Source organism: Gemmobacter denitrificans (assembly GCF_036964905.1).
Lineage (GTDB): Bacteria > Pseudomonadota > Alphaproteobacteria > Rhodobacterales > Rhodobacteraceae > Gemmobacter > Gemmobacter denitrificans.
Map to the genome: position 1 here is coordinate 283,597 of NZ_JBALHR010000002.1, position 19,362 is coordinate 302,958.

The 19,362-nt window shown below is 64.8% G+C and carries 24 protein-coding genes; 14 read left to right on the top strand and 10 right to left on the bottom strand.

All coding sequences use genetic code 11. From position 1 onward, the window contains the following. Window positions 1-39: 39 nt before the first annotated feature. From obgE to V6590_RS04515, 3 genes are all read left to right on the top strand, one after another. Window positions 40-1,071 carry a GTPase ObgE gene (obgE, locus tag V6590_RS04505; protein WP_335420183.1) on the top strand — a complete coding sequence of 344 codons (1,032 nt, stop codon included), beginning with the start codon at window positions 40-42 and terminating at the stop codon, window positions 1,069-1,071. Then, complete coding sequence (gene proB / locus V6590_RS04510) at window positions 1,071-2,186, top strand: glutamate 5-kinase (RefSeq protein ID WP_434063231.1); 1,116 nt, start codon at window positions 1,071-1,073, stop codon at window positions 2,184-2,186. Before obgE ends, proB begins: the two co-directional genes overlap by 1 nt. A gap of 105 nt (window positions 2,187-2,291) precedes the next feature. Next, on the top strand, window positions 2,292-3,548 hold the full coding sequence (locus V6590_RS04515; RefSeq protein WP_335420186.1) for a glutamate-5-semialdehyde dehydrogenase: 1,257 nt from the start codon (window positions 2,292-2,294) through the stop codon (window positions 3,546-3,548). A gap of 4 nt (window positions 3,549-3,552) precedes the next feature. On the opposite strand, the gene V6590_RS04520 is transcribed toward V6590_RS04515, so the two are convergent. Next, the gene (locus V6590_RS04520; protein WP_335420189.1) at window positions 3,553-4,149 is read right to left on the bottom strand and encodes a histidine phosphotransferase family protein; all 597 of its coding nucleotides are present in this window, start codon (window positions 4,147-4,149) and stop codon (window positions 3,553-3,555) included. Window positions 4,150-4,220: 71 nt separating this feature from the next. Between V6590_RS04520 and V6590_RS04525 the strand changes: the two genes are divergently transcribed. The 5 genes from V6590_RS04525 to V6590_RS04545 all read left to right on the top strand — a co-directional run bounded on the left by V6590_RS04525 (window position 4,221) and on the right by V6590_RS04545 (window position 7,625). Beyond that, window positions 4,221-4,370: a DUF3553 domain-containing protein gene (locus tag V6590_RS04525; protein ID WP_434063227.1), complete on the top strand. Its 150-nt coding sequence runs from the start codon at window positions 4,221-4,223 to the stop codon at window positions 4,368-4,370. A 58-nt stretch (window positions 4,371-4,428) separates the two neighbouring features. Beyond that, on the top strand, window positions 4,429-5,211 hold the full coding sequence (olsB, locus tag V6590_RS04530) for an L-ornithine N(alpha)-acyltransferase (RefSeq protein ID WP_335420195.1): 783 nt from the start codon (window positions 4,429-4,431) through the stop codon (window positions 5,209-5,211). Then, on the top strand, window positions 5,208-6,032 hold the full coding sequence (gene olsA, locus V6590_RS04535) for a lyso-ornithine lipid O-acyltransferase (protein WP_335420198.1): 825 nt from the start codon (window positions 5,208-5,210) through the stop codon (window positions 6,030-6,032). The genes olsB and olsA overlap by 4 nt, the downstream gene beginning before the upstream one ends. A 125-nt stretch (window positions 6,033-6,157) precedes the next feature. Beyond that, complete coding sequence (locus tag V6590_RS04540; RefSeq protein ID WP_335420201.1) at window positions 6,158-6,820, top strand: GntR family transcriptional regulator; 663 nt, start codon at window positions 6,158-6,160, stop codon at window positions 6,818-6,820. 55 nt (window positions 6,821-6,875) lie between these two features. After that, window positions 6,876-7,625, top strand: a complete 750-nt coding sequence (locus tag V6590_RS04545) for a rhomboid family intramembrane serine protease (RefSeq protein WP_335420203.1) — start codon at window positions 6,876-6,878, stop codon at window positions 7,623-7,625. Window positions 7,626-7,773: 148 nt separating this feature from the next. On the opposite strand, the gene V6590_RS04550 is transcribed toward V6590_RS04545, so the two are convergent. Then, window positions 7,774-8,562: an inositol monophosphatase family protein gene (locus tag V6590_RS04550; RefSeq protein ID WP_335420862.1), complete on the bottom strand. Its 789-nt coding sequence runs from the start codon at window positions 8,560-8,562 to the stop codon at window positions 7,774-7,776. Between the two features lie 162 nt (window positions 8,563-8,724). On the opposite strand from V6590_RS04550, the gene ppk2 reads away from it, so the two are divergent. Then, window positions 8,725-9,657 carry a polyphosphate kinase 2 gene (gene ppk2, locus V6590_RS04555; protein ID WP_335420206.1) on the top strand — a complete coding sequence of 311 codons (933 nt, stop codon included), beginning with the start codon at window positions 8,725-8,727 and terminating at the stop codon, window positions 9,655-9,657. Between the two features lie 61 nt (window positions 9,658-9,718). Here the strand turns inward: ppk2 and V6590_RS04560 are convergent, their stop codons facing one another. Continuing rightward, window positions 9,719-10,666, bottom strand: a complete 948-nt coding sequence (locus tag V6590_RS04560; RefSeq protein ID WP_335420209.1) for a calcium-binding protein — start codon at window positions 10,664-10,666, stop codon at window positions 9,719-9,721. 88 nt (window positions 10,667-10,754) lie between these two features. Continuing rightward, complete coding sequence (locus tag V6590_RS04565; RefSeq protein WP_335420211.1) at window positions 10,755-11,657, bottom strand: LysR family transcriptional regulator; 903 nt, start codon at window positions 11,655-11,657, stop codon at window positions 10,755-10,757. A 90-nt stretch (window positions 11,658-11,747) separates the two neighbouring features. Between V6590_RS04565 and metF the strand changes: the two genes are divergently transcribed. After that, on the top strand, window positions 11,748-12,614 hold the full coding sequence (metF, locus tag V6590_RS04570; protein ID WP_335420213.1) for a methylenetetrahydrofolate reductase [NAD(P)H]: 867 nt from the start codon (window positions 11,748-11,750) through the stop codon (window positions 12,612-12,614). 68 nt (window positions 12,615-12,682) lie between these two features. Here metF and msrQ read toward each other — a convergent pair whose 3' ends face one another. The 5 genes from msrQ to V6590_RS04595 form a co-directional block, all read right to left on the bottom strand. Next, window positions 12,683-13,279 (bottom strand): protein-methionine-sulfoxide reductase heme-binding subunit MsrQ, encoded by a 597-nt coding sequence (msrQ, locus tag V6590_RS04575; protein ID WP_335420218.1) that lies wholly within the window; start codon window positions 13,277-13,279, stop codon window positions 12,683-12,685. Next, window positions 13,279-14,202 (bottom strand): protein-methionine-sulfoxide reductase catalytic subunit MsrP, encoded by a 924-nt coding sequence (gene msrP, locus V6590_RS04580; RefSeq protein ID WP_335420221.1) that lies wholly within the window; start codon window positions 14,200-14,202, stop codon window positions 13,279-13,281. Before msrP ends, msrQ begins: the two co-directional genes overlap by 1 nt. A 175-nt stretch (window positions 14,203-14,377) precedes the next feature. Beyond that, on the bottom strand, window positions 14,378-14,590 hold the full coding sequence (locus tag V6590_RS04585; RefSeq protein ID WP_335420224.1) for a tautomerase family protein: 213 nt from the start codon (window positions 14,588-14,590) through the stop codon (window positions 14,378-14,380). A gap of 11 nt (window positions 14,591-14,601) precedes the next feature. After that, window positions 14,602-15,003, bottom strand: a complete 402-nt coding sequence (locus V6590_RS04590) for a nuclear transport factor 2 family protein (RefSeq protein WP_335420227.1) — start codon at window positions 15,001-15,003, stop codon at window positions 14,602-14,604. After that, window positions 15,003-15,578: a flavodoxin family protein gene (locus V6590_RS04595; protein WP_335420229.1), complete on the bottom strand. Its 576-nt coding sequence runs from the start codon at window positions 15,576-15,578 to the stop codon at window positions 15,003-15,005. The genes V6590_RS04590 and V6590_RS04595 overlap by 1 nt, the downstream gene beginning before the upstream one ends. 150 nt (window positions 15,579-15,728) lie before the next feature. Between V6590_RS04595 and V6590_RS04600 the strand changes: the two genes are divergently transcribed. The 4 genes from V6590_RS04600 to V6590_RS04615 are packed head-to-tail and all read left to right on the top strand — an operon-like array spanning window position 15,729 to window position 18,790. Then, a complete protein-coding gene (locus V6590_RS04600) occupies window positions 15,729-16,196 on the top strand; it encodes a winged helix-turn-helix transcriptional regulator (protein ID WP_335420232.1) in 468 nt (155 codons plus the stop codon). Then, window positions 16,135-16,578 (top strand): type II 3-dehydroquinate dehydratase, encoded by a 444-nt coding sequence (gene aroQ / locus V6590_RS04605; RefSeq protein WP_335420235.1) that lies wholly within the window; start codon window positions 16,135-16,137, stop codon window positions 16,576-16,578. Before V6590_RS04600 ends, aroQ begins: the two co-directional genes overlap by 62 nt. After that, on the top strand, window positions 16,575-17,711 hold the full coding sequence (locus V6590_RS04610) for an AMP-binding protein (protein ID WP_335420238.1): 1,137 nt from the start codon (window positions 16,575-16,577) through the stop codon (window positions 17,709-17,711). Before aroQ ends, V6590_RS04610 begins: the two co-directional genes overlap by 4 nt. Continuing rightward, window positions 17,708-18,790: an acetyl-CoA C-acyltransferase gene (locus V6590_RS04615; protein WP_335420241.1), complete on the top strand. Its 1,083-nt coding sequence runs from the start codon at window positions 17,708-17,710 to the stop codon at window positions 18,788-18,790. The genes V6590_RS04610 and V6590_RS04615 overlap by 4 nt, the downstream gene beginning before the upstream one ends. Here V6590_RS04615 and V6590_RS04620 read toward each other — a convergent pair. After that, window positions 18,787-19,362, bottom strand: a complete 576-nt coding sequence (locus V6590_RS04620; protein ID WP_335420243.1) for a biotin transporter BioY — start codon at window positions 19,360-19,362, stop codon at window positions 18,787-18,789. The genes V6590_RS04615 and V6590_RS04620 overlap by 4 nt on opposite strands.

The following is a 19,362-nucleotide window of genomic DNA, read 5'->3' on the forward strand; positions in this document are numbered from 1 at the left end:
AAATCTGTCTGCCAATCCGCTATCCCGAAGGGGCATCCGATGAAATTCCTCGATCTGGCCAAGGTCTATATCCGCTCGGGCGGCGGCGGGGCGGGCTGCGTGTCCTTCCGGCGCGAGAAGTTCATCGAATTCGGCGGCCCGGATGGCGGCGATGGTGGCAATGGCGGTTCGGTCTGGGCCGAGGCGGTCGAGGGGCTGAACACCCTGATCGACTATCGCTATCAGCAGCATTTCTTCGCCAAATCCGGCCAGCCCGGCATGGGCAACCAGCGCACCGGCAAATCGGGGGATGACATCATCCTGAAAGTGCCACTGGGCACCGAGATCATCGACGAGGATGAGGAAACCGTGCTGGCCGACCTGACCGAACCGGGCCAGCGTGTACTGCTGGCCAAGGGCGGCAATGGGGGCTGGGGCAACCTTGCGTTCAAATCCTCGACCAACCGCAGCCCGAACCGGGCCAATCCGGGGCAGGAAGGGGTAGAGCGCACGATCTGGCTGCGCCTGAAGCTGATCGCCGATGCGGGGCTTCTGGGCCTGCCCAATGCGGGTAAATCCACCTTTCTGGCGGCCGTGTCCAATGCCCGGCCCAAGATCGCCGATTACCCCTTCACCACGCTGGTGCCCAATCTGGGGGTCGTGGGCATTGACGGGCATGAATTTGTCATGGCCGATATTCCGGGTCTGATCGAAGGGGCGTCCGAAGGCCGGGGGCTGGGGGATCAGTTTCTGGCCCATGTCGAACGCTGTTCGGTGCTGCTGCATCTGGTGGATGGCACATCGAGCACGATCACCAAGGATTACCGCACCATCGTCGCCGAACTTGAGGCCTATGCCGAGGAATTGGCCGACAAGCCGCGCATCCTTGCGCTGAACAAGATCGATGCGCTGGACAAGAAGACGCTGGGCACCCGCAAGCGGGCGCTGGAAAAGGCCAGCGGCGGGCCGGTATTCTGCATCTCGGGTGCGACGGGCGAAAGCCTGAAGGATGTGCTGCGCGCCATCCATGCCGAGATCATCGCCGACCGCAAGGCCCGCAATCCGGTGGAGGTGGCGCCTTGGCAGCCCTGATGCGACTGGCCGCCCCAGATGTGCGGGCGGCGAAACGTCTGGTCATCAAGATCGGTTCGGCCTTGCTGGTGGATCGGGCCAGGGGCCTGAAACAGGGCTGGCTGTCGGCGCTGGCCATGGATGTGGCCGAGGCCAAGGTGCGCGGGGCCGATGTCGTGCTGGTCTCGTCCGGCTCCATCGCCTTGGGCCGGATCGTGCTGGGCCTGCCCAGCGGCCCGCTGACGCTGGAGCAAAGTCAGGCAGCGGCGGCCGTGGGGCAGATCCGTCTGGCCCGCGCCTATGAGGAAGTGCTGGCGCCGCATGGCATCACCACGGCGCAGGTTCTGGTGACGCTGGAAGATACCGAGGATCGCCGCCGCTATCTGAACAGCCGCGCCACGATGGAAACGCTGCTGGGGCTGGGGGTGGTGCCGATCGTCAATGAGAATGACACCGTTGCCACGGATGAGATCCGCTTTGGCGACAATGACCGGCTGGCTGCACAGATCGCGGTGACCGTCGGGGCGGATCAATTGATCCTGCTGTCGGATGTGGACGGGTTCTACAGTGCCAATCCGAAGGAAGACCCGACTGCCGAACGGTTCGATATCGTCGAAGCCATCACACCCGAGATCGAGGCGATGGCGGGCGATCCGATTTCTGGCCTGTCAAAAGGCGGGATGAAGACCAAGCTGATGGCGGCCAAGACCGCCGTCGCGGGCGGTTGCGCCATGGCGATCATGGAAGGCAGCACCCTGCGCCCGCTGAAGGCGCTGGCGGAAGGCGCGCATCGCACCTGGTTCGTGGCGCAGGCCGATCCGCAACTGGCGCGCAAGCGCTGGATCAATGCGATGAAGGAAAAGGGCAGGATCCGGGTCGATGCGGGGGCCGTGGCCGCGCTAAGGCAGGGCAAGAGCCTGTTGCCTGCGGGGGTGGTGGCCGTCGAGGGCAGCTTTGGCCGGGGCGAGCCGGTGGGGATCGATGGCCCCGACGGCGCGGCGCTTGGCAAGGGATTGATCCGCTATACCTCGGACGAGGCGCGGGCGATTGCCGGGCACAGGTCGGGGGATATTGCGTCGATCCTGGGCTATGTTGGCCGGGCGGCGCTGATCCACCGGGATGACATGGTGGTATGACGGGTCCGGCGGGGGCTTCGCGCCCCGTCAGCCCTCGGTCTTGAACCGATGGCACCCGATGGCTGACCCCCGCGGGATATTTGTGAACAGATGAAAGAGGGCGCGATGGAAGATGTGGGCGAGCTGATGCACAAGATCGGGGCTGCGGCTCGGGCGGCGGCGGCAGAGCTGGCCTTCGCACCATCCGAGGCCAAGCGTGCGGCGCTGGAGGCGGCGGCGGATGCGGTCTGGGCACAGCGGGCCGGGATCATCGCGGCCAATGCGCGCGATCTGGAGTTCGGGCGCGACAAGGGGTTGAGCCCGGCGATGATGGACCGGTTGATGCTGGACGAGGCGCGGATCGGCGGCATTGTTGCCGCCCTGCGCGCGGTTGCGGCGCAGCCCGATCCTGTGGGCCGTGTACTGGCGGAATGGGACCGGCCCACGGGGCTGCATATCCAGCGGGTCGCCACGCCCCTGGGGGTGGTGGGGGTGATCTATGAAAGCCGCCCCAATGTGACGGCGGATGCCGGGGCGCTCTGTCTGAAGGCCGGCAATGCGGTGATCCTGCGGGGCGGCAGCGAAAGCTTCCATTCCTCTGCGGCGATTCATGCCTGCATGGTAGAAGGGCTGCGAGCCGCTGGCCTGCCCGAAGACGCCGTGCAACTGGTGCCCACGCGCGATCGGGCGGCGGTGTCGGCCATGCTGCAGGCGGTGGAGCATATCGATGTGATCGTGCCGCGCGGGGGCAAGGGGCTGGTGGGCCTTGTGCAGCGCGAGGCGCGGGTGCCGGTCTTTGCCCATCTGGAAGGCATCTGCCATGTCTATGCCGATGGGGCTGCCGATCTGGAAAAGGCCCGGCGTGTTGTGCTGAACGCCAAGACCCGCCGCACCGGGATTTGCGGATCGGCGGAATGTCTGCTGATCGACCGGGCGTTCTACGCCCGTCACGGCGCCGTGCTGATCGCGGATTTGCTGGCTGCAGGGGTCGAGGTTCGGGCCGAGGGCGAATTGCAATCCGTGCCCGGCACGGTGCCCGCGTCCCCCGATGATTTCGGGCGCGAGTTTCTGGACATGATCATCGCGGCAAAGCTGGTGGATGGGGTGGATGACGCGATTGCCCATATCCGGCGCTATGGATCGAACCATACCGAAAGTATCCTGACCGAAGATGACGCCACCGCCGCGCGGTTCTTTCAGCGGCTGGACAGTGCGATCCTGATGCGCAATGCCTCGACCCAGTTTGCCGATGGCGGCGAATTCGGGATGGGCGGCGAAATCGGCATCGCCACCGGCAAGATGCATGCGCGCGGGCCGGTCGGGGCCGAGCAGTTGACCAGTTTCAAGTATCTGGTCACCGGCGACGGCACCTGCCGGGCCTGACGCATCAGAAGCTGAGCCGGATCTCGCCTTCGCGGATTTCCACCTGCAGGCTGCGGCCAAGTGCCGTCAGCTCTTCGGGGGCCAGCGCGAACTGAACCTGCGCCGCTGTCACCTGATGGCGCGCGGCGGGGTTCGACAGCACTTCCCACAGGTCAGGTTCGATGCGCATCTTGGGGGCGGTGCCGGTCAGCACCCAGCGGCTTTCGCCGCGCTCCACGCTGATGCGCCCGCCAAATGCCATGGCGGTTTCAAGACACATGATCAGCAGGAAGGCGAGTTTCACCTCGGATCGGGGCAGCTCCTGCGGGCCCTGCCAGTCGATCACCAGCCGCCCGCCGCGCGTCAGATCAGAAAGGATGCTGGCAACTTCCGGGCGGCCGATGCGCTGATCGACACTGGCTGCGCCAAATCCGATGCGGAAAAACCGGATGCGCGCATTGGCATTGGCCACGCTTTCGGCAATGAGCATGACTTCAGGGCTTTGCGCCGCACCATCCATCATCAACAGTTCGACCCCATTGCCGATGGCCCCGATGGGGCTGATAAGGTCATGGCAGATTCGGGAGCCGAGCAGGGCGCTCAGGTCGTTGCGGTCAATCATGGTCGCTCCGGGCTGGCTGGAAGAAAGGGAATTGGATGCATCTTGGACTGAATGCTTTGCTAGAACCGGGCATGCTTGTCCGCCACCCGACCGAGCCTGACTGGGGCATGGGGCAGGTGCAATCCAATATCGGCAACCGGATCACTGTGAATTTCGAACATCGCGGCAAGGTGGTCATTGATGGAACTCGGATCTCGCTGATGCGGGTCTTTGACGCGTGAAGCATAAAGCCGTGCCAAACAGGAATTCAACTGCCGATGCCGGTTTGCGGGGCTGGCCATGACCGGTGACGGAATGTTCGACTTGCGGCTTGCGCAGGATGCCCGCGATCTGGCGGCAGCGCAACGGCTGCGTTACCGGGTATTTGTGGGCGAAATGGGCAGTGACGGGCCGCTGGTGGATCATCAGGCGGAACTGGAACGCGATGAATTTGATGACATTTGCGATCATTTGCTGCTGATCGACCGGCGGCGCGATCCGGCCCGGCTGGAGGATGTGGTGGGCGTGTACCGGCTTTTGCCGGGTGATCGTCTGGCGCCGGGGCAGCGCTTCTATTCGGAACAGGAATATGACCTGACGGCGATCCGCGCCACCGGGCGGCGCTTGCTGGAACTGGGGCGGTCTTGCGTGCATCCCGATCATCGGGGCGGGGCGGCCATGATGCTGATGTGGAACGCTTTGGCCGATTATGTGCTGGAACGCGGGATCGAGATCATGTTCGGCACGGCCTCATTTCCGGGCACCGATGTGGTGGGTCTGGCGGAACCGCTCAGCTATTTGCACCACAATCATCTGGCACCGCCGTCGCTGCGGGCCATCGCGCTGCCGCCCGACCGGGCTGCGATGGATGTTCTGCCCGTCGGGGCGGTGGATCGCCGTGCCGCGATGCAGGCGACGCCGGCGCTGATCAAGGCCTATCTGCGTCTGGGCGGCTTTGTCGGTGACGGGGCCTTTGTCGATCATGCCTTCAATACCACCGATGTGTTGCTGGTGATGGATACGGCCCACATGTCGGCCAAGCACCGCGAATTCTACATCCGCAGGCATGAGGGGCAGGCATGACCGACTGGACGCAAAGCCGGATGGAGCTGCCGCCCATCCGTCCGCTGGGCTGGTGTCTGGCCGGGCTGCGTGGGATCGCCCTGGCGGTAGTAACCTATGGCTGCCTTGCGGTCTTTCTGCTGCTGCGTCTTGTGGAACGTCCGCTGCATGGGATGAACCGGCCCTGGACCCCCCATATCACCCAGTTCGTCTGCCGGATGGCGGTGCGGATCATGGGCTTTGGCTATCAGGTGACCGGGCAACCGATGGCGCAGCGCGGGGCGATTGTCGCCAATCATGTCGGTTGGCTCGACATATTCGCGCTCAATGCGGCGGATCGCATCTATTTCGTGTCAAAGGATGATGTGGCGGGCTGGCCGATGATCGGCATTCTGGCCCGCGCCACCGGCACCATGTTCATCGAACGCAAGGCGACCGAGGCAAAGGCGCATCAGGCGATGATGGAGGAACGGCTGCGGGCGGGACATCGGCTGCTGTTCTTTCCGGAAGGCACATCGACGGATGCGATCCGGGTTCTGCCCTTCAAGACGCCACTGTTTCAGGCCTTTTTCAGCCATGGGCTGGACCGGGTCTTGCATGTGCAGCCGGTGACGGCCGTATATCACGCGCCGCCGGGGGCCGATCCACGGTTTTATGGCTGGTGGGCGGACATGAGCTTTGCGTCCCATCTGCTGCGGGTGCTGGCCACGCCCAGGCAGGGCCGGATCGAGGTGATCTTTCATCCCCCGGTTCCCGTGGATGCCTTTGCCAACCGCAAGGAACTGGCGGCCTATTGCGAAAGGGTGATCCGGGCGTCGCATCCCCTTGCCGCACCTGCGTAAGGCCCTGCGCTGCGCAAAATGGCCGCACGGTGATCGGGCAACGGGGGGGAAACTGTGCATCCGGTCACTTGATCAAATTGCGCAGCGCTGCATATGGTCACCAGACAGTAACCCGTGGCAGGCCGATGGACGACGAACCGCAACGCAAGATCCCGACCCATGAAGTGACCTATGGCCGCCTGCGGGATATGGTCATGTTCGGGGTGCTGGCCCCCGGTCAGCCGGTCACCATTCAGGGGCTGATCCGCGATCTGGATGCCGGGATGACCCCGGTGCGCGAGGCGATCCGTCGCCTGACGGCCGAAGGCGCGCTGTCGCTGCAGGATAACCGCCGGGTGACGGTGCCGCGCATGACGCCGCATCTGTTCGAACAACTGGTTCATGCGCGGCTGGCGATCGAACCCAAACTGGCCGAACTGGCCGCCCCCCGTGTGACGCCCGCCTTGATCACGCGGATGACCGAGATCGACGCCGGCATCGAACCGGCCATCCGTGCGGGCGATGTGCAGGCCTATCTGCGGCTGAACCATGCCTTCCACTTTGCGCTTTATCAGGCGGCGGGGGCGACGGTGCTGGAAGACATCACCCATGGGCTCTGGCTGCGGTTCGGGCCATCGCTGCGGGTCGTGCTGGGGCGCTATATCGAAAGCGGGCTGCCTGACCGCCATGCCGAGGCGCTGGAGGCCATGCGGGCGGGCGATGGCGCCGCGCTGGCGCAAGCGGTGCGGGATGACATTCTGCAGGGTGTGGAACAGGTGCGGGCGTCGCTTGGCGTGGGCGAGGGCTGAGCCGCAAGGCGGAAATCGCCCTTGACGCATCGGGGCGGATCGGAAAGCCTGAGCCATGTTTCCGATCCGTGACCATAACCCTTCGGGGCGCACCGCATATGTCACCTGGGCGCTGATTGCGGCCAATGTGGTGATCTTTCTGGCCTACTGGCTGCCACTGTCCGGGGATGAACAGGCTCTGGGCCAGTTCTTCCTGACCTGGGGGCTGGTGCCCGCCGACCTGACCCAGGGCGGGGCTGTGGGGGGGCTGGTGACCTCGATGTTCCTGCATGGCGGCTGGATGCATCTGGCGGGTAACATGCTGTTCCTGTGGATCTTCGGCGACAATCTGGAAGATACGCTGGGACATCTGGGCTTTGCGCTGTTCTATCTGGTCAGCGGTCTGGGCGCGGCGGCCTTGCAGGTGGCGATGGACCCGGGATCCCCCATTCCCATGGTTGGCGCGTCCGGCGCGATTGCCGGGGTGATGGGCGGCTATATCCTGCTGTTCCCCAAGGCGCGGGTCGATGTGCTGGTGATCTTTCTGATCTTCTTTCGCATCTTCGCCATTCCGGCCTGGATCGTGCTGGGCCTGTGGTTTGCGCTGCAGATCGGTGGCGGGCTGGCCACGCCCACCGATGCGGGCGGTGTGGCCTATTGGGCGCATGCGGGCGGGTTTGTGACCGGCCTGCTGCTGGCCTTGCGGGCCTGGGCGCGGCGCGGTGGAACCGGCTTCTGGGCCCGGACGGAAGGCCATCCGGCCCATGCCCCGGCGCAATATCGTTTCGATGCGTCGCGCGTGCCGGTGGTGCGCCGCCGCCGCTGATCGGCAAGGCAGACGGTTTCAGACCTGGGTTTTCCGAAAAAGGGGGGCGGGCCTTGGGGGCATCGAGCCCCCTCGGCCCGCATTGCCATGGGATGCGGGCCGTGCAGTTTCCCGGCGCGGCAACGGCGCGCGGGCGAAGCTGCGGGCGTTATTCGCCGCGGATGATCTTGCGGAACGGCTCGAACAGCGGGTCATTGGCACAGATCACCGCGCCCTTTTCCAGCGGATCGTCGCCCTCGCGGATGGCCGAGATCATGCCGCCCGCCTCTTTCACCAGAAGCACACCGGCCGCGATGTCCCAGATGTTCAGGGCGCGTTCCCAATAGCCATCGTAGCGACCCGCCGCCACATAGGCCAGATCAAGCGAGGCGGCCCCCCAACGGCGCACGCCCGCGCAGACCGGCATCAGCCGAGCCAGATCCTGCAGGGTGGCGGGCAGCGGCCCGCGTCCGGCAAAGGGCACGCCGGTGGCAAAGATCGCCTCGTGCATGTGGCGGCGGCCCGACACGCGCAGGCGCTTGTCGTTCATCCAGGCGCCTGCGCCCTTTTCGGCCCAGTACAATTCGTCCTTCGCGGCATCGAAGATCACGCCCGAGACGATTTCGCCCTTGTGTTCCAGCGCGATGGAAATGGCCCAATGCGGCAGACCGTGCAGGAAGTTGGTCGTGCCATCCAGCGGATCGACGATCCAGCGGCGGGTCGGGTCGGCGCCCGCTGTCTCGCCGCCTTCCTCGCCGACAAAGCCATAGGTCGGGCGCGCGCCCATCAGCTCTTCGCGGATGATGCGTTCCGCCTCGCGGTCGGCCTTCGAGACGAAGTCCCCCGGCCCCTTGGCCGAAACCTGAAGGTTTTCGACTTCGCGGAAATCCTTTACCAGGCTGCGGCCTGCCTTGCGGGCGGCCTTCATCATCACGTTCAGATTGGCGCTGCCCTGCATCCGCTGCGTCCTTCGTTCCAACATTCCGGCTGTTCAAGGCGCGGCTTCTACCGCGATTGGCGGGGATTGTGAAGGGGTGGGGCGCAGACCCGTGCCGAAAGCTGCCTGTCGCAAAAACTTCATCGCTTTGTGGTCTGTCGGGGCCGAACGCAGGAGGCCGCGATGAATGATGATCTGACCCCCGAATCCCAGGAAATGCCGGGTCGCGACTGGCTGGCGGCTGAACTGGCCGATGCCCTGGATGAGGAATACGAACTGGAACTGGAAGATGTCGCGCTCTCGGCCGAGATTGCGCGCATCTACAAGGACCGCCACCCGGATGCCCTGGATCGCGCGACCTATATGCATGCGCTGATCCGCCTGCAATCCGAGCTTATCAAGCTGCAGGATTGGGTGGTGCATAACCGCCAGAAGGTCGTGGTGATCTTTGAAGGCCGCGACAGTGCCGGGAAGGGTGGCGTCATCAAGCGCATTGCCCAGCGGCTCAACCCTCGTGTGGTGCGCACCGTCGCGCTGCCCGCCCCGACCGAGCGGGAACGCGGCCAGTGGTATTTCCAGCGCTATGTGCCGCATCTGCCGGCTGCCGGGGAAATCGTGCTGTTCGACCGAAGCTGGTACAACCGTGCCGGGGTGGAACGGGTGATGGGTTTCGCGACCGAGGATCAGGTCGAGGAATTCTTTCGCGACGTGCCGGAATTCGAACGGATGCTGGTGCGTTCGGGGATCAAGGTGGTGAAATACTGGTTCTCCATCACCGATGAAGAACAGCAGTTCCGCTTTCTCATGCGCATCCACGATCCGATGAAACAGTGGAAACTGTCACCGATGGACCTGCAAAGCCGGGTCCGGTGGGAACAATACACCAAGGCCAAGGAAGATATGTTCGAACGCACGAACATCCACGAAGCGCCGTGGTACATCGTGGAAGGCAATGACAAGAAGCGGGCGCGGCTGAACTGCATCGACCATTTCCTGAGCCTGATGCCCTATGGCCCGGTGCCGCATGAGGAAATCGTGCTGCCGGACCGCGTGTTCAACCCCGATTACGAACGCGCCACCCTGCCCCCCGAACTGTATGTGCCTTCAAAGTACTGATCCCTGTCGCGGGCGTTCCCCCTGATCCTTCGGGGCAGGGGGGCCTTTTCGGGGGCGCCGGTCAGAGCAGGAAGTCAGCCGCAGTGATGGCCGTAACACCGACAAGGCCGATATGCATGTCGGCCTGACCGTCGCCATTCACGTCCAGTTCCAGCAGCATCCCATCCTGCAGGCGTTCGGCGCGCAATTGGCCCTGGCGGCCCCCAAACTCTTGTCCGCCGATGAAGCTGAAGGCCTGATTTCCGGCGATCCCGCTGGCCGCGTCGATCGGGCGCAGATCAATCCGGTCCCCCTCGCGGCTGGAGAAATCAAGGATCAGGTCCGTGAATTCCGCATCCACCACGGCATCCTGCACGCTGCGGAACACGAATCTGTCAGCCCCGCCGCGCCCGGCCATCTGATCAAAGCCACCGGCCGCTTCCAGCACGTTGGCCCCATTGGTGCCGCCGATCACGTCATCGGAATTGGTGCCGATCACGTTTTCAATTCCTCGGACTGTTTCGATCCGATTGGCGCCTGTCAGGGTTTGCCCGGCCAGCAGATCGACCGTGACGCCGCCGCGCCCGGGATCGTCATTGCGGGGTTGATAGCTGATCGTGTCGGTCCCTTTGCCCCCGATGAAGGTGTTCTGCTGCCCGAAAGAGAAGAAGCGGTCATTCCCGCTGCCACCGTCGTACACGCTTTTGAAGGTGGTCACGATGATCCGGTCATTGCCAGCCCCGCCCAGCACGGTATCTGCGCGTTCGGTGGCAAAGCTGCCAAAGCCCTCGCCAATATAGGTATCGTTGCCGGAACCGAGCCGGATCACGCTGCCATCTTCTTTCAGGCTGTGGATGATGTCATTGCCGAGGCCCGCAAAGACAGAGTTGCGGCCACCGAAATCGTCGTCGCGGTCCAGAAAGACCCGGTCGTCGCCTGCGCCCATGAACAGGGTCAATTCCGTGTTCTGGAAGGAATTGCCTTGGGTGAATGTGTCATTTGCAGAGCTGAAGCGGATCGTGCGGCCCATCGGGGTGTCTCCTGTTGGCTGATGGGCAGAAGATACCCGTCGCTGATCTGTGCATCTGTTCCCCGGGTAACACGTTCAGGCGGCCGTGTCAGTGCCGCTGCAACTTCACCGCCTCGGTGCGGACCAGACGCAGGAAATGCGCCATGAAGGGGTGCAGCGCGTCTTCGTCGCGGGTGGCGGCATACATGCGTTTGGTCACATTGCCCGCCAGCGGGCGCAGCACATAGTCGGGATTGTCGCGCACATCGCGCATCACCCAATCGGGCAGCACCGATACGCCGCGGTTCGATCCGACCAGCATCAGGATCACCGCCGTCAGTTCCGCCTGACGATGGGCGCGTGGCTCTACCCGGGCGGGGGTCAGCATTTCGGTAAAGACGTCAAGCCGGTCGCGCCCGACCGGATAGGTGATGAGGGTCTGATCGGCGAAATCCTCGGCCACCACCTGCGTCTTGCGGGCAATCGGGTTCTGCGCCGCAGCGACAAGGGTCGGGTGATAGTCGAACAACGCATTGAAGGTGATGCCCGGCAGGTTCGACGGGTTGGAGGTGATCACCAGATCGACCTCTTCGCGGTCCAGCGCCGGAAAGGCATCGAAAGCCAGACCGGCACGGATATCCACATCCACATCCGGCCAGGCGTGGCGGAATTTCTCCAGCACCGGGAACAGCCAGTCATAACAGGCATGACATTCCAGCGTGATATGCAGCCGACCGGTCTTGCCGGTTTGCAGCGCCCGAAACTCGGCCTCCAGCGCCTCGATCTCGGGCAGGACGCGATCTGCCACCCGCAACATGCGCTGCCCGGCTGCCGACAGTTTCAGCGGTTTGGAGCGCCGCACGAACAGCTCCACCCCGGCCTGATCTTCCAGCCCCTTCACCTGATGGCTCAGCGCCGACTGGGTCATGTTCAGCAGATCGGCAGCACGCGCCAGCCCCCCACATTCATGGATGGCGCGGATCGTGCGCAGGTGGCGCAATTCGAAATACATGAGCAACCTTCATGTTGATCTTGAGAATTATGAATTTGTCTCACATGCGGATTTCCGGCACAAGAGGGCATCGGAAACAGGAGCCGACCCATGACTGCACCGCGCATCTCGTTCGAATTCTTCCCGCCCCAGACGCTCGATGCGTCGTTCAAGCTGTGGGAAACGGTGCAGATGCTGGCGCCGCTGGCACCGGAATTCGTGTCGGTCACCTATGGCGCGGGCGGCACCACCCGCAAGCTGACGCAGGATGCGGTCACGACGATTGCCAAGAATACCGGGCTGCGGGTCGCGGCGCATCTGACCTGCGTTGACGCGACCCGGGCCGAAACGCTGGAGATCGCCAATGCCTATGCCGAGGCGGGGATCACCGATATCGTGGCCCTGCGCGGCGATGCGCCCAAGGGTGCCGCCCGCTTCACTCCCCATCCTGATGGCTTTGCCCATAGCGTGGACCTGATCGAGGCGCTGGCTGCTACCGGCAAGTTCACCCTGCGCGTCGGGGCCTATCCCGAACCGCACCCCGATGCCGCCGATACGCTGCAGGATGTGCGCTGGCTGAAACGCAAGATTGATGCCGGTGCCAGTGCCGCGCTGACCCAGTTCTTTTTCGAACCCGAAACCTTCCTGCGTTTCCGCGATCTTTGCGCGAAGGAAGGCATCACGGCCCCGATCATCCCCGGCATCCTGCCGATTGAAAATTTTGCAGGCGTCAAGAAATTCGCGGCCCGCTGCGGTGCGCAGGTGCCGCAATGGCTGGATGATGCCTTTACTGTGGCCAAGCGCGACGGGCGCGAAGACCTGCTGTCGGTCGCGCTCTGCACCGAACTGTGCGACACGCTGATTTCCGAAGGGGTGGAGGATCTGCATTTCTACACCCTGAACCGCCCGCATCTGACGCGCGACGTTTGCCACGCGCTTGACATCACTCCCGAGGTGGCGCTGGAAAAGGTCGCCTGACCGACCATTCCGGCAAACTTGCGCCCGACCCCAGAGGAGGGGGCCGGGCGCTTTTTCCTTGTGTGCGTTCAGGCCATGCGCCGCAGTTGCCAGCCGCCGCGCAGCATCAGCAGACCGATGGTCGCCACCAGATAGATCAGCGGTTCCAAGGCCCAGGCCTTGGTCAGCCAGACGAAATGCAGCGCCGCCAGCAGTACGGCGGGATAGGTCAGCAGGTGCAACCGCCGCCAATCGGCCCCCAGCTTGCGGACCGAAGTGTTGTTCGAGGTTGCAGCCAGCGGCAGCAGCAACACAAAGGCCAGCATGCCCAGAATGATATAGGGCCGCTTCAACAGATCGGCGGCGATCTCGGCCCAGCGGAACTGCAGATCCAGCGCCAACCAGACCGCCAGATGCAGGCTGGCATAGGCAAAGGCCAAGAGCCCGATGGCGCGGCGAAAACGGATCAGGTTCAAACCGGTCAGGCGGCGCAGCGGGGTGATGGCCAGCCCCGCCACCAGAAACTGCAACGCCCATTCCCCCAGCCGGTGTTCCAGCACCTTCACCGGATCGACACCAAGCCCCCCGGTCAGGGCCTGCCAGATCAGAACCGCCGCCGGGATTGCGCCCAGCAGATAAATCGCACCGGGCGGAATACGGCGCAGGCCGTGGTTGACCCTGTCCATCAGTAATCCACCGCCAGATCCTGCCCTTTGTAGAGATCGGCCACGAACTCCTCATATCCGTTGAACATCAGCGTATCGACGCGCGGCGCGAACAGCCCGCCGCCCACCCGCCGCTCGGACGCCTGCGACCAGCGCGGGTGATCGACCTTCGGGTTCACATTGGCATAGAACCCATATTCGGCGGGTTGCAGGCCCTGCCATGTGGTGGTGGGCTGGGTGTCGGTCAGCGTGATGCGGACCAGCGATTTCGCCGATTTGAACCCGTATTTCCATGGCACCACGAGCCGCAAGGGCGCGCCATTCTGATTGGGCAGGGTTTCGCCATAAAGTCCGGTGGCCATCAGGGTCAGCGGATGCATCGCCTCGTCCAGCCGCAGCCCTTCGCGATAGGGGAAATTCAGCAATCCAGCTGCCACACCCGGCATTTCTTCGGGGCGTGCCAGCGATTCAAAGGCCACGAACCGTGCGCCCGATTGCACGCCGACCTTGTCAAGGATCGCCGCCAGCGGCACCCCGTTCCACGGAATGACCATCGACCAGGCCTCGACACAGCGGAAGCGGTAGATGCGGTCCTCGATTGTCAGCCCCGCCAGCAGGTCTTCCAGCGCATAGGTGCCGGGGCGTTCGACCAGCCCGTCGATCTGCACGGCCCAGGGGCTGGTGGTCAGCCCGCCTGCCAGCCGGGCCGGGTCTTCCTTGCCAAATCCGAATTCATAGAAGTTGTTGTAAGAGGTGATGTCTTCCAGGGAATTCGGCGGCAGATCGGTGCTGTAGGGGCCAGCGGCCTGGGCAGGCCGGCCTGCTGTCAACGCAATGGCCCCCATCCCGGCCAAAAGCGACCGCCGGTTGAGCCAGAGCGCGCGTGGGGTCACATCGGCGGGCTGAAGACCAAAGGTCCGGGTGGTGCGGTTGTTCTGTGCCATGGGGGCCTCGCTTGCTGCGCTGTCACATTCCATTTCGCGCGGCGGGGCGGGGTTGCTACATCACGATTGCGTCAGGCGCAGTCACATTTCGCGCAGCCTGTGCACAGCGCCGGGGGGCAGAAGTGATCTCGCCCCCCGAACGATCATTGTCAGATCGGCCACTGCAGCGCAGGATCTAGCCACCTGCGGCTTGCTGGCGCCGGAATTCGGTCACCGGCACTCCGCCGATGCCCCAATCTTCCAGCGCCACTTCGTCAATGACGACAAACGTCGTGGCGGGCGACTTGTTCAGCACATCGACCAACACATTCGTGACGCCTGCAATCAGCCGGGCCTTCTGTTCGGGGGTTACGCCTTCGCGGGTCACCTTGATGTTCACATATGGCATGAGGGGCTCGTTCAGTCGGTCAGTGTGTAACGGTGAAAGACCTTGGCGATGATCTGCCAGCGGCCGTCGATCCGGATCAGGGTCAGCAGGTCGATGAAGCCATGCGGCGCGATGGCGCATTCAACGCGGGCCAGTGCGGTGACCGGCCCGGCCAGTTCTATTCCGATGATCCGATCCTGCCGCGGCAGGTTGCTGTCAGCCGGGGCAGGGCGGGCGGCGACGATCGGCAGATACTCGGCCATCGTCCGGATCAGCAGCGTTCCATCACTGGCGCAGGCATAGGTGGCTGCCGGGTGAAAGACCCGGGCCAGCCGTTCGGTATCGCTGCGGTATAGCCCGTCGAAATAGGTGCCTAGCACCGCCGAAATCTCGGCAAGGCTGCGCGCATCTGCCGGAGCGCTGTGCGAGGGCATCATGCAGCCCTCGCGTCGGGTGACCAGCGCAGCGCGGCCTCGGCCACGCGTCGGCCCAGATGGGCGGCGGTCTCACGGTCGGCGCGGGGCGGGGCCTGTTCGGGGCCGACATCGGCATTCGATTGCGCCATTGCCCCGAGAAAACCTGCCAGACGGTTCAGATCCTCGGGCGAACCCTGGCTGGTGTGATTGCCGGGCAGAAGCCCTAGGCCAACCCAGACCATCCCGTGCTGCATGGCAAACAGCGACAGCATCTGCAGAACGGCCAGCTTGTCGCCGTTCATTCCGGCCGAGTTGGTGAAACCGGCTCCGATCTTGTCCTTCCAGCGCTGATCGGCCCACCGCCCGGATGTCGCATCCATGAAGGCCTTGAACGCGGCAGAAGGCCCGGCCATGTAGGTGGGCGTGCCGAAGATCAGCGCTTGCGCCGCATCAAGAAAATCCCACTGCGCCTCGATATCTTCCACCGCGACCAGCCGCACCTCGACGCCCGGAAGGCTGGCGCCGCGCGCCACGGCCTCGGCTTGAACCCGGGTATGGCCGTAGCCCGAATGATAGATCACCGCGATTTTCATTCCGTCATCCTTTGTCTCATGTCGGGCACCAGTTCGGCCCGCAGAGCCGAGAATGGGGAGTTTGGTTGTACAGGTATAGATGGTATCCATATGATACTTGCATTTCCGGGTATCTGCCGGGATACTGGATATCCTGTTCAAGAGGGTTTCATGTCGCTTCGTGTCCGCAAGAACCGCAGCCAGCCGCCACCCGAAACCTGTGCGCTTGGCGATTGTCTCACGCTGATCGGTGGGGCCTGGACGCCAAATATCCTGTGGTATCTGGCCGCAGGCCCGCGCCGTTTTTCGGAATTGAAGGGCGATCTGCGCCCGGTCACCGCACGGGTTCTGACGCGCCGCCTGCGCGAGTTGGAAGAGGATGGCGTGATCCGGCGTCAGGTGATGCCGACCTCGCCGCCATCGGTGGAATATGGGTTGACCGATTTCGGCCAGGACCTTTTGCCCGCCATCCGGGCTATCGTGGCGGTGGGTGAACGGATCAAGCAACGCCGCGCCGGTCTTGCTGTCGCGGGGGAAACCGCTATCGTGCCGGCAGTCCTGCCGGAGGGGGCACGCCATGAAACCGATCTTCGTCCTGAACGGGCCGAACCTGAACCTGCTGGGGCTGCGACAGCCTGAAATCTATGGCGCAGAGACGCTGGCCGATGTGGCGGCTCGTTGCGCGGCCTTGGCGGATGACCTGGGGCTCGGCATCGATTTCCGGCAAAGCAATCACGAAGGCGCGCTGGTCGAGATGATCCACGAGGCGCGGGACGCAGCCTCGGCCATCGTCATCAACCCGGCGGCCTATACCCATACCTCGGTGGCCATTCTGGACGCGCTGCATGCCTTTGAAGGCCCGGTGATCGAGGTGCATATCTCCAACGTCCACAAGCGTGAAAGCTTCCGGCACCACTCCTATGTGTCCTTGCGCGCCGATGGGGTGATCGCAGGTTGCGGGACCGACGGATATCTGCTGGCCTTGCGGCGGGTGGCCACTCTGCTGGCCAAGGGGGGATGACCGGCTTTCGCTGGCATCCGGCGGCGCGCGCCCTTGATGCGGCAGGGCAAGTGACAGGCGTTCCGGGCGCGGTTGGGCAGGGTGGCGCGGTTGCCCCCGATATGCCGGTGGGTGCCCTGATGTCTGCCATGGGGGCGGCGGCATTTCGCATAGGCCTGCCTGAACTGCCCGCGCCACTGCCGGGGCCGACGCCCATGCTGGAAACGCTCAGCGGTGGCACGACGGGGGCGCCCAAGCGGATCCGCCGCACGCAAGCCAGTTGGGTTGCGTCCTTCACCATCAATGCCGCGCTGTTTGGCATCGGGCCGGGGCAGGGTGTGGCGGTGCTGGGCGGGCTGATCCATTCGCTGGCGCTTTATGCCAGCATCGAGGCGCTGCATCTGGGGGCCGATCTGCATCTGCTGGCGGGATTGCGTCCCGGTGCGCAGCGCGCGGCCTTGGCGGCACGCAGGGTGGGGGTGCTATATGCCACGCCCGCCCAGTTGCGCCTGCTGACCGAGGCGCGCGGCCCTGATCTGCCGCAGTTGGCGCAGGTGGTGGTGGGTGGATCAAAGCTCGATCCCGGCCTGCGTGCTGCGCTGGCCGGCATGACCGGCGCGCAGGTGACCGAATTCTATGGCGCGGCCGAGGCCAGCTTCATCACCCTGTCCGAATCCGCCACACCGCCCGACAGCGTGGGCCGTCCCTATCCGGGGGTTGCGCTGCGCTTCGATGCGGGGCGGGTTCAGGTCCGCTCTCCCTATCTGGCCGAAGGGGTGGCGGGGCCGGATGGCTGGCATGATACAGGGGAATTCGGGGTTCTGCGTGCCGGGCAGTTGATCCTGCAGGGCCGTGCGGCGCGGATGGTGAAGATCGCCGATCAGGCCGTGTTTCCGGAAGCGGTCGAAGCCGCGCTGCTGGCCCAGCCGGGCATCCGCCGCGCCGCCGTGGTGCCACGACCCGACCCGCTGCGCGGCGCTGTGCTTGAAGCCTTTGTGATCGGCAATCCCGATCAGGAGTCCGCGCTTCTGGCGGCCCTGCGCGCAGAGGTCGGGGCCTTGGCCTGCCCGCGCCGGGTGCATTGGCTGACCGACTGGCCCGAATTGCCTTCGGGCAAGACCGATCTGGCGGCTTTGGCGCGGTGTGTCGGATGACGGCCTTCATCATCGCTGCCCGGCGCAGCCCGGTCATGCCGCGTGCAGGGGCCTTTGCTGCCTTGGCACCGCATGATCTGGCCGCACCGGTCATTCATGCCGTGCTGGCGGATGCGGGTATCGCGACGGATCGGGTGGATGAATTGGTCCTGTCCAACGCGCTTGGGGCCGGGGGCAACCCGGCCCGGCTGGTGGCCCTGGCCGCAGGTCTGCCCGAGCGGGTGGCGGGGCTGAGCATTGACCGGCAATGTGCGGGCGGGATCGATGCCATCGGGCTGGCGACGGCACTCGTGTCTGCAGGCCAGGCCGAGGTTGTGCTGGCGGGCGGGGCGGAAAGCTATAGCCGCCGTCCCTTGCGGCTGGCAGTGGTGCCGGGGCAGCCCCCGCAGCCCTATGACCAGCCGCCCTTCACGCCATGGCCAGAGCGCGATCCCGATATGACCAAGGCCGCTGCCGTCCTGGCCGATCGGCTGGCGATTTCCAGGGACGCGCAAGAGGACTGGGCGATCCGCAGCCATGCACGGGCCTTGGCGGCAGACCTTCCCGAGATTGTGCCGGTGCTGGGGCAGGGGCGCGACGGCTTTGCCCGCCATCTGACACCGGCAGTGGCGGCGCGGGCCAAGGTGCTGGCGGGAAGCGTGACGACGGCGACAGCGGCGGTTGCCGCTGATGGGGCGGCCTTTGCGCTGGTGGTCAGCCCGGCCATCGCCGCACGGGCAACGCGCAGCCTGCGTGTGGTGGCACAGGCCACCCTGGGGGCAGCCCCGGACGAGCCGGGCCTGTCGCCCCTGCCTGCCATCCGCGCCGTTCTGGCAAAAGGGGGGCTCGTTCCCGGTGATCTGCAGGCAATAGAATTGATGGAGGCCTATGCGGTGCAAGCGCTGGCCTGCATCCAGGCCTGTGATCTGCCGCTTGACCGGGTGAACACCAAGGGCGGTGCGCTGGCGCGGGGCCATCCGATCGGGGCCTCGGGCGCAGTGCTGGTCGCGCGGCTGTTTCACGATCTGCAGACGGGCCCCGGCCTTGCCGCCATCGCAGCGGCCGGGGGGATTGGCGCGGCGTTGCTGCTGGCGCCTTAGGCGCGCGACAGCACAGAATCCGGGCGCAGCCGGGCAAGGCTTTGGGTGATCGCGCCCGCCAGAACCGCCTTGATCGTGTCCCCGATCAGGAAGGGCGTGGCGGCGGCCACGGCCTGCACCCAGGTGAAGGTCTTGGCATCTGCGACACCTTCGGCGATCAGCACCGAATAGGCACGCAGGCCTACGATGCCAAAGGCCGACAAGAGCAGGATACCGCCCAGCACGGCCCCTGCAAAGGCGGCTACACCAATTGGGGCCCGCCAGCGCTCGACCACCAACCCGGCGACAAAGGCCGCAACCGGAAAGCCGACCAGATAGCCGACCGAAGGCCCCATGAAGACGCCGATGCCGCCGCGCCCGCCCGACAGCAGCGGCAGACCAAGCGCCACAAGGGCCAGAAACAGCAGGACCGCTGCCGCACCACGCTTGGCCCCCAGCACCGTGCCGCACAGCATGATGCCCAGCGATTGCGCGGTGATCGGCACGCCTGAAATCAGGTCGATCTTGGGCACAAGGCTCAGCACGGCAATCAAGGCTGCGAACAGCGCAATATGGGTCAGGTTGCGTTCCAT